14 protein-coding genes are annotated in these 14,462 nt (G+C 62.1%); 9 read left to right on the forward strand and 5 right to left on the reverse strand.

Going from position 1 to position 14,462, the window contains the following annotated elements:
* The first annotated feature begins 62 nt into the window (after positions 1-62).
* Positions 63-980, forward strand: coding sequence for a pyridoxal-phosphate dependent enzyme (locus AC1RMX_RS13055; RefSeq protein WP_493072167.1), 918 nt, complete (start codon positions 63-65; stop codon positions 978-980).
* A gap of 214 nt (positions 981-1,194) precedes the next feature.
* Here the strand turns inward: AC1RMX_RS13055 and AC1RMX_RS13060 are convergent, their stop codons facing one another.
* Together AC1RMX_RS13060 and AC1RMX_RS13065 are read right to left on the reverse strand one after the other, a co-directional pair.
* A complete protein-coding gene (locus AC1RMX_RS13060) occupies positions 1,195-1,566 on the reverse strand; it encodes an endonuclease domain-containing protein (protein WP_493072169.1) in 372 nt (123 codons plus the stop codon).
* A gap of 216 nt (positions 1,567-1,782) precedes the next feature.
* Positions 1,783-2,679, reverse strand: coding sequence for a LysR substrate-binding domain-containing protein (locus AC1RMX_RS13065; protein WP_493072171.1), 897 nt, complete (start codon positions 2,677-2,679; stop codon positions 1,783-1,785).
* 113 nt (positions 2,680-2,792) lie between these two features.
* On the opposite strand from AC1RMX_RS13065, the gene AC1RMX_RS13070 reads away from it, so the two are divergent.
* The 3 genes from AC1RMX_RS13070 to AC1RMX_RS13080 are packed head-to-tail and all read left to right on the forward strand — an operon-like array spanning position 2,793 to position 5,044.
* Positions 2,793-3,815, forward strand: a complete 1,023-nt coding sequence (locus tag AC1RMX_RS13070) for an aldo/keto reductase (protein WP_192558361.1) — start codon at positions 2,793-2,795, stop codon at positions 3,813-3,815.
* Positions 3,812-4,609, forward strand: a complete 798-nt coding sequence (locus tag AC1RMX_RS13075; protein ID WP_493072174.1) for an SDR family NAD(P)-dependent oxidoreductase — start codon at positions 3,812-3,814, stop codon at positions 4,607-4,609. The genes AC1RMX_RS13070 and AC1RMX_RS13075 overlap by 4 nt, the downstream gene beginning before the upstream one ends.
* Before the next feature lie 24 nt (positions 4,610-4,633).
* Positions 4,634-5,044 (forward strand): SRPBCC family protein, encoded by a 411-nt coding sequence (locus AC1RMX_RS13080; RefSeq protein WP_493072176.1) that lies wholly within the window; start codon positions 4,634-4,636, stop codon positions 5,042-5,044.
* Between the two features lie 48 nt (positions 5,045-5,092).
* Here AC1RMX_RS13080 and AC1RMX_RS13085 read toward each other — a convergent pair whose 3' ends face one another.
* Positions 5,093-6,487, reverse strand: a complete 1,395-nt coding sequence (locus tag AC1RMX_RS13085; RefSeq protein WP_096822591.1) for a sensor histidine kinase — start codon at positions 6,485-6,487, stop codon at positions 5,093-5,095.
* On the reverse strand, positions 6,465-7,148 hold the full coding sequence (locus AC1RMX_RS13090) for a response regulator transcription factor (protein WP_096822590.1): 684 nt from the start codon (positions 7,146-7,148) through the stop codon (positions 6,465-6,467). The genes AC1RMX_RS13085 and AC1RMX_RS13090 overlap by 23 nt, the downstream gene beginning before the upstream one ends.
* 298 nt (positions 7,149-7,446) lie before the next feature.
* Between AC1RMX_RS13090 and AC1RMX_RS13095 the strand changes: the two genes are divergently transcribed.
* The 5 genes from AC1RMX_RS13095 (at position 7,447) to hcnC (ending at position 12,365) form a co-directional block, all read left to right on the forward strand.
* Complete coding sequence (locus tag AC1RMX_RS13095) at positions 7,447-8,385, forward strand: hypothetical protein (RefSeq protein ID WP_493072178.1); 939 nt, start codon at positions 7,447-7,449, stop codon at positions 8,383-8,385.
* Positions 8,386-8,607: 222 nt separating this feature from the next.
* Positions 8,608-9,147 (forward strand): hypothetical protein, encoded by a 540-nt coding sequence (locus tag AC1RMX_RS13100; RefSeq protein WP_102622013.1) that lies wholly within the window; start codon positions 8,608-8,610, stop codon positions 9,145-9,147.
* Positions 9,148-9,392: 245 nt separating this feature from the next.
* Positions 9,393-9,707, forward strand: a complete 315-nt coding sequence (hcnA, locus tag AC1RMX_RS13105) for a cyanide-forming glycine dehydrogenase subunit HcnA (RefSeq protein WP_273539305.1) — start codon at positions 9,393-9,395, stop codon at positions 9,705-9,707.
* Positions 9,704-11,113, forward strand: coding sequence for a cyanide-forming glycine dehydrogenase subunit HcnB (hcnB, locus tag AC1RMX_RS13110; RefSeq protein ID WP_102622012.1), 1,410 nt, complete (start codon positions 9,704-9,706; stop codon positions 11,111-11,113). The genes hcnA and hcnB overlap by 4 nt, the downstream gene beginning before the upstream one ends.
* Positions 11,106-12,365, forward strand: a complete 1,260-nt coding sequence (gene hcnC / locus AC1RMX_RS13115) for a cyanide-forming glycine dehydrogenase subunit HcnC (RefSeq protein WP_493072181.1) — start codon at positions 11,106-11,108, stop codon at positions 12,363-12,365. The genes hcnB and hcnC overlap by 8 nt, the downstream gene beginning before the upstream one ends.
* A gap of 45 nt (positions 12,366-12,410) precedes the next feature.
* Here hcnC and AC1RMX_RS13120 read toward each other — a convergent pair whose 3' ends face one another.
* A complete protein-coding gene (locus tag AC1RMX_RS13120; RefSeq protein WP_493072183.1) occupies positions 12,411-14,219 on the reverse strand; it encodes a monovalent cation:proton antiporter-2 (CPA2) family protein in 1,809 nt (602 codons plus the stop codon).
* Between the last annotated feature and the right edge of the window lie 243 nt (positions 14,220-14,462).

Raw genomic sequence — 14,462 nt, forward strand, 5'->3', positions numbered from 1 at the left:
ACTTCAACCGTCCACGCGCCGGCGAACAGGTCGCCCGGGCGTGGCGTCATCAGGAGTCCGCCATGCTGCACATCCGCACGCCGTTGATCCTCCATCCGACCCTGTCGACCACTTCCCGGCGTATCTGGCTGAAACTGGAAAACCTGCAACCCTGTGGTTCTTTCAAACTGCGCGGCATGGGCCTGCTGTGCAGTCAGGCAGCGGCGCAGGGCAAGCGCAAAGTTGTCTGCCCGTCCGGTGGCAATGCAGGTCTTGCGACGGCGGTGGCGGCGGTCAGCCTGGGCCTGCAAGCCTGCATCGTGGTGCCACACACCACCCCCGAAGCCACCCGCGCGCGCATCCGCCGCACCGGTGCCGAAGTCATCGTCCATGGCAAAGTCTGGGATGAGGCCAATCAGCGCGCCCGTGAACTGGCCAGCGCGGCGGACACCGAATACGTGCCGGCCTTCGACCACCCGGTGTTGTGGCAAGGGCACAGCACAATGATCGATGAAATCCTCGAAGACTGCCCGCAGGTCGACACCGTGGTCACCTCGGTCGGCGGCGGGGGATTGCTTGCAGGAATTCTCACAGGGCTGCTGCGCCATGACCGGCGTGACTGTCGAATCATCACCTGCGAAACCCAGGGCGCCGCCTCGTTTGCCGCCGCCGTACAGGCCGGCCACCCGGTGCGCCTGAGCAAGATCGACACCGTCGCCACCTCCCTTGGCGCCGCACAAGTGGCGGAGTGGCCGGTGCAGCACATCGGCGAGTTCGACCACGAATGCCTGGTGCTGTCCGATGACGACGGGATCATGGGCGTGGTGCGTTATGCCAGTGATTTGCGGCAACTGGTGGAGCCGGCGTGCGGGGTGTCGCTGGCGGTGGCTTATCTGGATCATCCGGCGCTGGCGGGGGCTCGGGATGTGGTGATTGTGGTGTGTGGCGGGGTGAGTGTCAGTGCGCAGTTGGTGGCGGGGTGGGCGCGGTTGGGGGCTTGATTCAGTGCTGGCGGTGAATTTCAAAAGCCCCTCACCCCAGCCCTCTCCCGGAGGGAGAGGGGGCCGATTGGGGGATATTCGAGAGATCCGCCGACATGGAAGAAATGTTTTGAATCCATAATCGACTCGGTTTTTCAGGTCGATGCATCCCTCAAGACATCTCGGTCGGCTCCCTCTCCCTCCGGGAGAGGGCTGGGGTGAGGGCGTTGTCGGGTCAACGTCGCAATCGAAGCTCCTCCGCCACCCGCACAATCTGCTCCAAAACATCCCCCATCTGCTGAATCACCTCCAGATTGCTAAACCGCACCACCTCAATCCCAAGCCGTTGAAGATAGAGCGTACGCCGCCGATCATGAACCTCTCCCGCCGACTCAAAATGCTGCCCACCATCCAGCTCCACCGCCAACCTCAACTCCACACAATAAAAATCCAGCACAAACGGCGGAACCGGCACCTGCCGCCGAAACTTCAACCCCGCCACCTGCCGCGCACGCAGCCGATGCCAGAGCATTTGTTCGCAATCGGTCTGGCTGGCGCGTAAACGGCGGGCGAAACGGCGTTGGTCGAGGGTAGGGCGATTTTGCATGCTTCACGTCCTTGTGAAGTGGGATGGAACATTCACTGTAGACCAGACCAACCCTCAATACCGGCATCGCCTGTCTGCTGATTGAGTACAAGAGCTGGATGGGTTGAATCGATTACGGATTCGCCACCAATCGATCACGTCGGTGTACCTCTTGAATATCCCCCGATCGGTCCCCTCTCCCTCCGGGAGAGGGTTAGGGTGAGGGCCAGCGGATTCTCAGGCGCCGGAGATATCGGCCCCGGTCAACACCTCACGAAACGTCTCCACCAACGGCCGCAAATTGACCCGATGCCAGGCCGCCCACAACGGCGTGGTAAACGCCAGCCACGGCACCTCCCGCAACACCACACCCGGCGGGGCGTTGTGGCTCAGGCCTTTCTGGATCATCGCAATCCCCAGCCCCGAAGCAACCAGCCCCAGCGCGGTGAACGGCTCGGTCGCCTGCATCCGCACATCCGGGGTGAAGCCGGCGCGCAGGCAGGCACTCACAAAATCGTCGCCCGCGTCCTGACGGGGTTGCACGCCGATCCACTCCTGAGTGGCCAGATCCTCCGGGGTCAGCGATGCCTGTGTGGCCAATGGATGCTGCTCCGGCAGCGCCAGCAGCATCGGATCGTCCAGCACCTGGAAGCCCAGCAAGTCAGGATCGTCGGTCGTCGGCGGTTCGCTGACCAGTGCGATATCGAGACTACGCTGACGCAGGCCTTCGAGTTGTTCGGCGGAGCTGAGGTTGTACAGCGCGACGTGCACGTTCGGCCGATCCGTCCGCAGCACGCGCAGGGCATTGGGCAATACGCCCGCGTGCATGGCGTTCTCGATGTAGCCGATACACAGGCCACCTTCTTCGCCACGGCCCAGGCGTTTGCCGAGGGATTCCAGGCGATTGGCGTGGGTCAGCAGGGCGCGGGTTTCGGCAAGGAACGTATGGCCGTCGCGGGTCAGGCGGATGCGTTGCTGGCTGCGTTCGAACAGGGTCAGGCCCAGGCGTTCTTCGAGCTGGGCGATCTGCCGGCTCAGGGGCGACTGGGAAATGTGTAGGCGCTCGGCCGCGCGGCCGACGTGCTCTTCCTCGGCGACGACCACGAAGTAGCGCAATTGGCGGAAATCAATCATGTCAGACCTATAGGGACTCAAGTGCTGCACATTATGTCTTGGACGGTCTGAGTGTCGCAATCTAGGATCTGCTCAACGGTCAACCACGACCCAGACACTACGAGGAAATCCCCATGAGCTTGAAAGACAAACTGCCCGGCCAGCTGGGCTTCGGCACCGCGCCACTGGGCAACATGTTCCGCGCCATTCCCGAGGAAGAAGCCCAGGCCACCGTGCATGCGGCGTGGGATGCCGGCGTGCGTTACTTCGACACCGCGCCGTTCTACGGCTCGGGCCTGTCGGAAATCCGCCTCGGCGAAGCACTGTCCCGCTACAAGCGCGATGACTATGTGCTCAGCACCAAGGTCGGCCGGGTCATTCTCGATGAAGTCGAAGACGCCGCCGCCCGGGATCTGGGCGAAAAGAGCGGGGTGTTCGAACACGGCCGCCCGAACAGGATCGTCAACGACTACAGCGCCGACGCCACCCTGCGCTCGATTGAAGACAGCCTCGAACGCCTGAAAACCGATCGCCTCGACATCGTCTGGGTGCACGACATCGCTCAGGACTTCTACGGCGACCAATGGCTGGAGTATTTCAATCAGGCCCGCACCGGGGCCTTCAAAGTCCTGACCCGCCTGCGTGAAGAAGGCGTGATCAAGGGCTGGGGCCTGGGCGTGAATAAAGTCGAGCCGTGCGAGTTGACGCTCGACCTGACCGAGGCGCAGCCTGACGGCTTCCTGTTGGCCGGCCGCTACACCTTGCTCGATCACGACCGCGCCTTGCAGCGTCTGATGGATTCGGCGCGGGCGCAGAACGTTGAAATCGTTGTTGGCGGCCCATATAGCTCGGGAATCCTGGCCGGTGGCGCGCACTTCGAATACCAGAAGGCCAGCCCGCAAATCATTGCCAGGGTCGAGCAGATCAAACGCATCGCCGCCGTCCACGGCGTGGATGTCAAAGCGGCTGCACTACAATTCTCGCTGGCCAATCCGGCCGTGGCGGCAGTGATTCCCGGCGCGAGCAAACCGGGGCGCATCGCTGAAGATGTAGCGGCGCTGTCGGCGGTCATTCCGGCCGGTTTCTGGCAGGCCATGCGTGAAGCGAAACTGGTGTCCGAACGTGCACCATTACCTATCGACGAGGTGAAAGCATGAAGATCGATCTGAGCGGGAAACTGGCGATTGTCAGCGGCAGCACGGCAGGTATCGGTTTGGGCATCAGCCAGTCGCTGGCCGAGGCGGGCGCCACGGTGGTGGTGATCGGTCGCGACGCGGCCAAGGTCGAGCAGGCACTGGCGAGCATTCGGCAAGCCGTTTCGGGCGCGAAACTGCGCGGTCTGACGGCGGATCTGGGCACGGCCGAAGGCGCGCAGAAACTGTTCGCCGCCGAACCGAAAGCCGACATCCTGGTGAACAACCTCGGGATCTACAACGCCGTGGACTTCTTCGATGCGCCCGACGATGAGTGGACGCGCTTCTATGAAATCAACGTGATCTCCGGCGTGCGCCTGTCGCGACATTACGTGCCGGCGATGGTCGAGCAGGGCTGGGGGCGGGTGATCTTCCTGTCTTCGGAATCCGGCGTGGCCACCCCGGCCGACATGATCAACTACGGCGTGACCAAAAGCGCCAACCTCGCGGTGTCCCATGGCCTGGCCAAACGCTTGGCCGGCACCGGGGTGACGGTCAATGCAATCCTGCCGGGGCCGACCTTCACCGACGGCGTCGAAGAGATGCTCAAGGATGCCGCCGCCGAGTCCGGCCGTAGCTTGCGGGACGAAGCCGACGCGTTTGTGCGCAGGGCCCGCCCGACCTCGATCATCCAGCGCGTGGCCAATGTCGAAGAAGTCGCGCATCTGGTGACCTACATCGCTTCACCGCTGTCCTCGGCCACCACCGGCGCGGCATTGCGCGTCGACGGCGGCGTGGTCGACAGCCTGGCAATCTGAATTCCTCAAGAGAGACGTTTATTTATGGCAACAGCATCAGCATTCATCGACATCCCGGCCTCGGCCGATCAGGTCTGGCAACTGATCGGCGGCTTCAACACGCTGCCGGACTGGCTGCCGTTCATTCCCAAGAGTGAGCTGAGCGACGGCGGGCGTGTACGCACCCTGCAAACCGCCGACGGCGCGGTGGTGATCGAGCGTCTGGAGACGTTCGATAACGCGGGCAAGACCTACAGCTACTCGATCGAGCAGGCACCGTTTCCGGCCACGGATTATCTGGCGACGATTCGCGTCGAAGCCCAAGGGCAGGGCGCGCGGGTGACGTGGTCGGGACGCTTCACGGCCAAGGGCGTGAGCGATGAGGAAGTGGTGGCGCTGTTCAGCGGCATCTATCGGGGCGGCCTCGAAGCGCTGCGCGCTAACTACCCGGCCTGAGTTTCATGATCGTTCCCACGCAAAGTGGGAACGATCCCTGCCCAAAAATCAGGTCTGTGAAATCAGCCTCTGCCGGCAATCAAGCACCAGTTTCGCCCCGCCCAGATCGCTGCGACCCACCTCAAGACTGAACCCGTGCAGGCTGACAATCGCCGCAACGATCGACAGCCCCAGTCCGAAACCGCTTTGCGGTTGCCCACCCTCTGCACGATAGAAGCGCTGGAACACCGCTTCGCGTTCCGACTCGGGAATGCCGGGGCCGGAATCGTGCACTTCGATCCGTGTATGCCCCGCATCATTCACCCCACGCAAAATCACCGTGCCTCCCGGCGGGGTGAACTTGATCGAGTTGCTCAACAGGTTGGCCAGCGCCTCGAACAACAGCGCCCGGTCACCATTGAGCATCGGCAGGGTTTCGGGCATGTTCAGCTCGAAACGCAGTTCGTCTTCCTCGGCCAGCGGCAGGTAGAACTCATGCAGTTCCTGCAGCAGTCGCACCGGATCGAGCTCGACGAATCCCGAACGCCGCTGGCGATCTTCCAGTTCGGAAATCCTCAGCAAACCGCGAAAACGCGCCATCAGCGTATCGGCTTCGGCCAGCACCAGATCCAGTTGCGCCGCTTCCGGCGAGCCTTCGCCGGCCTGTTGCTGCATGCGATACAACTGCGCCCGCAAACGCGTCAGCGGAGTGCGCAAGTCGTGGGCGATGTTGTCGCACACGCCTTTGACTTCGTTCATCAGACGCTCGATGCGATCGAGCATGGCGTTGACGATGGCGGCGAGCATGTCCAGTTCGTCGCGGCGATTGGACACGGGCAATCGATGAGTCAGGTCACCGGCGACAATCGACTGGGCACTGGCCTGAATCGCGCGGATTCGCCGCAACGGCCGACGCCGCAGCAAATGCCAGCCGATGACCCCCGGTACGATTGTCAGCGAAACGCCCCAGAGCAATGCACGCAGAATGATGCGGGTCACGGCGAACAGCGAACCGTTGTCGCGCACCAGCACCAGCCAGCGACCGTCGCGGGTCGGGGTGGCGACCGCATCGCAACTGTCGGCGGGCAGGGTCGGATCGTCGGATTCGGAGCAGTCGCGCAATTCGTGGATCTTGCCGTCCAGCGGCAGGCCCGCAGGCATTTGCTGCAAAGCCCCGCCGAGGTAGGTGTGGTCGGCGGCGAACAGGCCGTAGGCATCGATGCCGCGGATATCGAACGTCATGCTGGCGGCGAGTGCATCCTCGAGCTGCTCGCCGCGAAAGTGCGAGAACAGATGCTGACGCTGCATCAGCGAATGTTTGGCCAGGCTGTCGAGGTAACCGGAGACCTCGAAATACATGACCCCCATGAGGATCCCGCTCCAGGCCACGAACAATGAACTGTAAAGCGCCAGCAACCGGCTGCTGGAGGAACGCCAACCGTCAGACGGGTTCGGCAATGACATAACCCGAGCCTCGCACCGTACGGATCAGCGGGACATTGCCCGGCGGGTCGATCTTCTTGCGCAGGCGACCGATGTGGACGTCGATCAGGTTGGTCCCCGGGTCGAAGTGATAACCCCAGACTTCCTCGAAAATCATCATCCGCGACAGGATCTGGCCGCTGTTGCGCATCAGGAATTCCAGCAACTTGTATTCGGTGGGCAACAGCGTCAGCACCTGCTCGGCGCGGCTGGCTTCATGGCTGATCAGGTCGAGCTCAAGGTCCGCCACGCGCAGGGTGGTCGGCTGGGTGCCGCCATTGTGCTGCCGGCGCAGCAACACTTCGACCCGGGCCGCCATTTCGTCGGTGGCGAACGGCTTGGTCAGGTAATCGTCACCGCCGGCGCGCAGGCCGCGCACGCGCTCATCGACGTCGGACAACGCGCTGATCATCAGGATCGGCGTGGACACACCCATGGTGCGCAGGGTGGTGACGATGGCCAGACCATCGAGTTCGGGCAGCATGCGGTCGAGGGTGATCAGGTCGTAGTTGCCGCTGACGGCGCGGTCCAGGCCTTCGCGGCCGTTGTCGACCCAATCCACGTCGAGGCCGTGGCTGCTGAGTTCGGCGACGATTTCCCGGGCGGTCACGGCGTCGTCTTCGATGGTCAAGATGCGAGTCATGGTGGGCCTGCTGATCGGTTCAAACGGAATGGCAGCATTTTGCCAAGATTTTGCAATAACGCTTTAAATTAACTTTCATGTTGTAGTTGATACAAACTCAAATGACCGGGCTTTTGTGCCAATGCATAAAGCCCGCTGATATCGGACCGTTGTTGCAAATTGCATGGCCCTGGGAAGTTCAGTCTTTTTAAGAGATTGAATTTCAACGATTTATTTAATGTTGGCGACTGGCACGGTCACTGCAATTCATCTGCTGACGAGTTGTAACACCATTTTTCATGCCGGGAGCAGAACAACAATGAATAGATCCTCTGATGGGTTTTATCCTGCCTTCGAAGGCGAGTCGAGTAACGTCTCAGGGGTGTCCTGGGGCGCGATCTTCGCCGGGGCCGCAGCCGCTGCGGCACTGTCGTTGATTCTGGTACTGCTTGGTTTTGGTCTGGGCTTCTCCGCTGTTTCACCGTGGGCCGGGGAGGGCGTCAGCGCCAAGGGCCTGGGCATTTCGACAATCGTCTGGCTGGCGGCGACGCAAATCATCGCTTCCGGCCTGGGCGGCTACATCGCCGGTCGCCTGCGGGTGAAGTGGGCGAACATGCACGGTGACGAGGTGTATTTCCGCGACACCGCCCATGGCTTCCTTGCCTGGTGCGTGGCCACGCTGGTTACTGCGACGCTGGTGGTCGGCTCGGTCAGCAGCATCATCAGCGGTGGTGTGCAGGCCGGTGCGAGTGTCGCCGGTGGTGCGGCCAGTGCCATGACTCAGGCGGCCGGGACTGCAGCGGCGAACACCGACAGCAACCAGTACGGCTACTTCGTCGACAGCCTGTTCCGCGATGACCGTCCTGCCGCTGTCAGCGATGACGCCGCTCGCGGCACCGTGACCCGGATCTTCACCCAGAGCCTGGCCAACGGTCAGCTCAGCCCCGAGGATCGTACCTACCTTGCACAATTGGTCGCGCAACGGACCAATCTGACCCAGGCCGATGCCGAACGTCGCGTCGATGAAATCTACGCCCGTACGCAAAAAGCCATTGCCGACGCCAAGGTCAAAGCTCAGCAAGCCGCTGACACCGCCGCCAAAGTCGCTGTCTGGACTTCGCTGTGGATGTTCATCGCGCTGCTGGCCGGTGCGTTCTTCGCCAGTCTGTCGGCCACCTTCGGCGGTCGCCGCCGGGATGCGGTCGAGTACGTTGAAGTCGAAACCTACACCACGGCCACACTGCCTCCGGTCCGTTAACAAGGAGAATCACCATGCGCTCACTACTGCTGTTTTTCCTCGGCGTGCCAATCCCGATCATCATTCTGATCGCTTTGTTTGTTCACTGATCCCTCTGGGGCTTGTGCCTCGGCCGCTTCCACCTTCGGGTGGAAACGGCTTTTTGCTTTCTAAAGGGCCAGCAGCCAGAATCGACGCGGCAAGCGGATCGGCCGCTTCAATTTCTGTTTAAGGATGAAGACGTTGGACAAGAAGGAAATCAAACGGCAGCTGGATGAGATGCTGGACGCCGGGCGCTCGAAGACCGAAACCTTCAAGGCGTTTTCGGGCGGGGCGGTCAAGGATCGGGTGCTGGCTTACTGGATTGGTTCACGCATTGACCCGGCGCTGCGCCGCCAGTATGCACGCAAGGTCACGATCCTGATCGTGCTGACCTGCATTCAGGCATTGCTCGGCGCGCTCGCCGGATTTGTCCTGGGCTGGGACTCCGGCATCGGATTGGCCCTGACGCTCATGCTGATCGGCGGTGGTATCCCGCTGCTGTTTGCCTGGGGTTTCTACAAATACTCCGCTCAGACCTACACCGTCTTCGTGATCCTTACGCTCAGCCAGGTTTCACGCCTGTTCAAGGACTACGCCGAAGACCCGATCTCCACCCTGATCGGCGTCGGCCTCACATTGGCCATGGTCTATTTTGTCGTGTGGCTGAAAACCAAGTTGTTCCCTGACCTCGGTTTCATCGGTTCGAAAAAGATCAAAGGGCAGTTCGTGTTTTCCAACTGATCGGCGGCAGAACCGTACAGTCATTTCCATGGCCTGGATCAATATTCTTCTGCGCGATATCCCCTACCGTGAATTTTCCAGGCCCTTGCCGCTGGATCGACTACATTGCTTGCGCGCACGTTGCTGCGCGAGCGGAACCAACCTGCCGGCCCGATAGAGAGAGATAACCCCCACGTGTCGGCAAGGTGTAGTGCAGCAAGGAGCTGTTTCAACCTCACCTGAACTTTTCACGGATGATCATCGCAATGCACTGCCTAGAAAGAACCTTCGATATCCAGCCCTTGGCGCAGGCGGATATGACTGTCCACATCAACGGCCAACCGGTCACCGCCGCCATCGGCGAAACCGTGCTCAGCGTCATTCAGTCTCTCGGCGTGCGCCAGGTCGCGCGCAACGATCACAACCAGATCAGTGGCGCCTATTGCGGGATGGGCGTGTGTCAGTGCTGCCTGGTGAAAATCAACGGCCGGCACAAACGCCGTGCCTGCCAGACCGTGGTGCGTGACGGCATGCACATCGAAACCCAGACCAACCGCATTCACGGTCAGGAGGCGCTATGAGCCAGCATCCGGTCATCGTCGGCGGTGGGCCGGCGGGGATGGCGGCGGCCATCGAACTGGCGCGCCATGGTGTGCGCAGCACATTGCTTGAGGAGGCGTCGCGCCTGGGTGGTGTGGTCTATCGCGGGCCGCTGCGTGACGGCGTGCAGCTGGATTACCTGGGGCCGCGCTATTCCGAAGCACTGAGCAAATTGCACGGTGACTTTCAGGAGCAGGCCGGGCTGATCGATGTGCGCCTGCATCACCGTGTGGTTGGCGCCGAAGGCACCCGCTCGCTAGTCGTGCTCGATGGCGATGAGCGTCTGCACGAAATCAGTTATCCGCAACTGCTGCTGGCCGCCGGTTGCCATGAGCGCAGCGTGCCGTTTCCCGGCTGGACGCTGCCGGGCGTGATCATGCTTGGCGGCCTGCAATTGCAGATCAAGAGCGGCGTGGTCAAACCGCAGGGCCCAGTGGTGATCGCCGGCACCGGGCCGCTGTTGCCGCTGGTGGCGACCCAGTTGCACGCGTCAGGCGTGAGTGTTGCCGGTGTCTACGAGGCCTGCGCGTTCGGCAAGATTGCCAAGGAAAGCCTGGCGCTGCTGAACAAGCCGCAACTGTTCCTTGATGGCTTGAGCATGCTCGCCTACCTGAAGTTGCACGGCATCCCGATGAACTACGGCTGGGGCGTGGTCGAGGCACACGGCGAAGGCGAACTGAAAAGCGTCAGCGTGGCGCCGTACTCGGCGACGTGGGAACCGGACATGAGCCGCGTCGAACGCTTCGAAGCGAAGACGCTCGCGGTCGGTTACGGCTTCATTCCGCGTACCCAGTTGAGCCAGCAAATGGGCCTGGATCACGGCTTCAGCGACGACGGTTACCTGCGCGCCAACGCCAACATCTGGCAGCAAAGCAGCGAGCCCCACGTGCATCTGGCTGGTGACATGGGCGGGATTCGCGGCGGTGAAGCGGCGATGCTGGCCGGCAAGATCGCCGCCACTTCGATCCTGCTGCAACGCGGTGTGCTGGAAGAGGAACTGGCACGGGTCCGCCGCGACCGTTACCTGAGCAAACTCAAAGCCATCGTGCGTTTCCGCGCGGCGGTGGATCGCTACACCGAACGTGGTGTCGGGCAAATCGCATTGCCAGCGGCAGACACGGTGATCTGCCGTTGTGAACACGCCACCCGCGCCGACATCGACCGGGCGCTGGAGCAGGGCGTGCAAGACATCGCCAGCCTGAAAATGCGCACCCGCGTGAGCATGGGCGACTGTCAGGGGCGGATGTGCGTCGGCTATTGCAGCGACCGTTTGCGCCAGGCCACCGGGCGCAAGGATGTTGGCTGGTTGCGGCCGCGTTTCCCGGTCGATCCGATTCCTTTTTCCGCGTTCCAGTCCCTCGGCACGGAGGCCGTTTCCCATGAGTAAGTTCTATGACGTGGTCATCGCCGGCGGCGGTGTGATCGGCGCGTCCATCGCCTATCAGTTGTCCAAGCGCAAAAATCTCAAGGTCGCGATGATCGACGCCAAGCGCCCGGGCAACGCGACCCGTGCCTCGGCCGGCGGCTTGTGGGCCATCGGTGAGTCGGTGGGACTGGGCTGCGGGGTGATTTTCTTCCGCATGATGTCGGCCAATCGCAAGCGCGAAACCCAGGGCGCGGCGGTGGCGGTGGATTCCAGCACGCCGCACATTCTGCCGCCGTCGTTCTTCGATTTCGCCTTGCAGTCCAACGCGCTGTACCCGGCGCTGCACCGTGAGCTGAAAGACAACCACGGGATGGACTTCAAGTTCGAGAAGACCGGGCTCAAGTTCGTCATTTATGACGATGAAGACCGGTTGTACGCCGAGCACATCGTCGGCTGCATTCCGCACCTGGCCGATCAGGTGCGCTGGCTCGATCAGGCGGCATTGCGCGAGTCCGAGCCGAGCGTCAGTCATGAAGCGCGTGGCGCGCTGGAGTTTCTCTGCGATCACCAGGTCAGCCCGTTCCGCCTCGCCGACGCCTACGCCGAAGGCGCCCGGCAGAATGGTGTGGACATGTACGTCAACACCAACATCACCGGCGTTCTGCATCACGGTACGCGGGTGACCGGCGTGCAAACGGCCGAAGCCGGGGTATTTCACTGCAAGACCCTGATCAACGCCGCCGGTGCGTGGGCGGCAGATCTCAGCGAGTGGGCCACTGGCGTGCGCATTCCGGTGAAACCGGTGAAAGGGCAGATCCTGTTGACCGAACGCCTGCCGAAAATCCTCAACGGTTGCCTGACCACCAGCGATTGCTACATGGCGCAGAAGGACAACGGCGAGATCCTGATCGGCAGCACCACCGAGGACAAAGGCTTCGACGTCACCACCACCTGGCCGGAAATCGCCGGGCTGGTGCAGGGCGCGGTGCGTTGTCTGCCGGAACTGGCGGACATCAACCTCAAGCGCACCTGGGCCGGGCTGCGGCCGGGCTCGCCGGATGAGTTGCCGATTCTCGGGCCCATGGCCGGGGTGGATGGCTACCTGAACGCCTGCGGGCATTTCCGCACCGGCGTGCTGACGTCGGCGATCACCGGGGTGTTGCTGGATAAGCTGGTCAACGATGAGCCGCTGCCGCTGGACATCACGCCGTTTCTGGCGGATCGGTTTGAAGTGGCGCCCGTGCAGGAAGAGCGGACGCTGGAGATGGCCTGATCAGAACCTTCCCGCGCATTGCGCGGGAAGGATTGATTGCGGGGCTCAGGACTTGCCCGATTGTTCTTCCAGTTGATCCGACTCGAACAGTCTGGCCAGTTCCGCCCGCGCTTCCTGCGCGGTCTGCAGGACTTTGGCCGCGTCGTCGTACACCGCGTGCTGGGCCTCCAGTACCTGTTCGTCATGGTGCTTGAAGCGCTTGATTCGCGCATCGGCCTGGGCCTGGGTCAAGCCGAGGCCGACCAAGGTGCGACGGCTCATTTCCAGACTGGAGTAATAGGTCTCCCGGATCGGATCGGCGCCGACATCCACCAGGCGGTGAACGTGCTGCCGGTTACGCGCCCGGGCGATGATCTTCATGTGCGGGTAGAGCTTGCGCACGATCTCGGCGGTCTTGATGTTGGTCTCCGGATCGTCCCTGGCAATCACGAAATATTCCGCTTCCCCGACCTTGGCCGCGCTGAGGATTTCCGGGCGCATCGGGTCGCCGTAGAACACCGGCACGCCGCCGAAACTGCGCGACAGTTCGATGGTTTCCACCGAGGTATCCAGCGCCACGAACTTGATGTTCTGTGCCCGCAGGATCCGCGCCACGATCTGGCCCATTCGGCCCATGCCGGCGATGACCACCCGTGGAGTTTCGGTGTCGATCTGGCGGAATTTCTCCGGCACTTCCACTGGCTGCACCTTCGGGCTGACCAGCCGTGCGCAGATCAATAGCAGCAACGGCGTGACGGCCATCGACAGGGTGATGGTCAGCACCAGCAGGTCGTACAGACGCGGCTCGAACAGACCTTGATCGCGACCGATCTTGAACACCACGAACGCAAATTCACCACCCGCCGCCAGCACGATACCGAGGCGAATCGCGCTGACTTTGCTCAGCCCGCCAGCCAGACGTCCGACCACAAACAACAGCGGCAACTTCAAACCAATCAACAACAGCGTCAGCCCCAGCACGGTGATCGGCGCGCTGAGCAGCAGGCTGAGGTTGGCGCCCATGCCGACGCTGATGAAGAACAGCCCCAGCAGCAGGCCTTTGAACGGTTCGATCTGCGCTTCCAGCTCATGGCGATATTCCGAGTCCGCCAGCAGCAATCCGGCGAGAAACGCGCCCAGCGCCATCGACACACCGACCATGTCCATCAGCCACGCGGTGCCGATGACCACCAGCAATGCGGTGGCGGTAGACACCTCCGGCAGGCCGGTTTTCGCCACCACGCGGAACACCGGACGCAACAGATATCGTCCGCCAATCACCACCACAGCGATGCTGCCCAAGACCTGCAAACTGTGGCGCACATCGTCGGCAGTGCTGGTGTGGTGATCGACGCCCGCGAGCATCGGCACCAGGGCGATCAGCGGGATCGCGGCGATGTCTTGGAACAGCAAAATTGCAAACGCCAGACGACCGTGGGGGCTGGTCAGTTCCTTGCGCTCGGCGAGGCTTTGCAGACCGAACGCGGTGGACGACAGGGCCAGACCCAGGCCCAGAACAATCGCGCTGTTCAACGGCTGGCCGAACACTGACAACGCCAGTACGCCAATCACCGAACCGGTCAAAAGCACCTGCGCCAGACCGACGCCGAACACCGATTTGCGCATCACCCACAAGCGTCGCGGCGAAAGCTCCAGACCGATGATGAACAGCAGCAACACCACGCCCAGCTCGGAGATATGGCTGACGCTCTGCGGATTGCCGATCAGGCCCAGCACCGACGGGCCGATGATCACTCCGGCAAACAGATAACCGAGCACCGCGCCCAGTTGCAGGCGCTTGGCCAGGGGAACGGTAAGCACTGCCGCGAACAGAAATACGACAGCGGCTTGCAACAGGTTGCCTTCATGGGGCATGGCACAACTCCATAACACGGTACGACGGGAGGGCAAGGATAAAGGCTCGCCCCATGGCACACCACCTGCGGGGGAAACTGATGTGGTGGGTGGCGGTTTCTGATGATGCTGTTCATCTTTGAACCGTCAGGCGATATCTGGTCATGTAAAGTTCTACTTTGGTCTTAGTGAGTTGGAGAGTGTTTCTCTGGAACAGCGACTAAAAAGTTCGGGTTTGTGGGGGAGAGTTTTATCCGGTCATGC

The sequence above is a fragment of the Pseudomonas sp. GW822-FHT03F04 genome, from assembly GCF_058801405.1.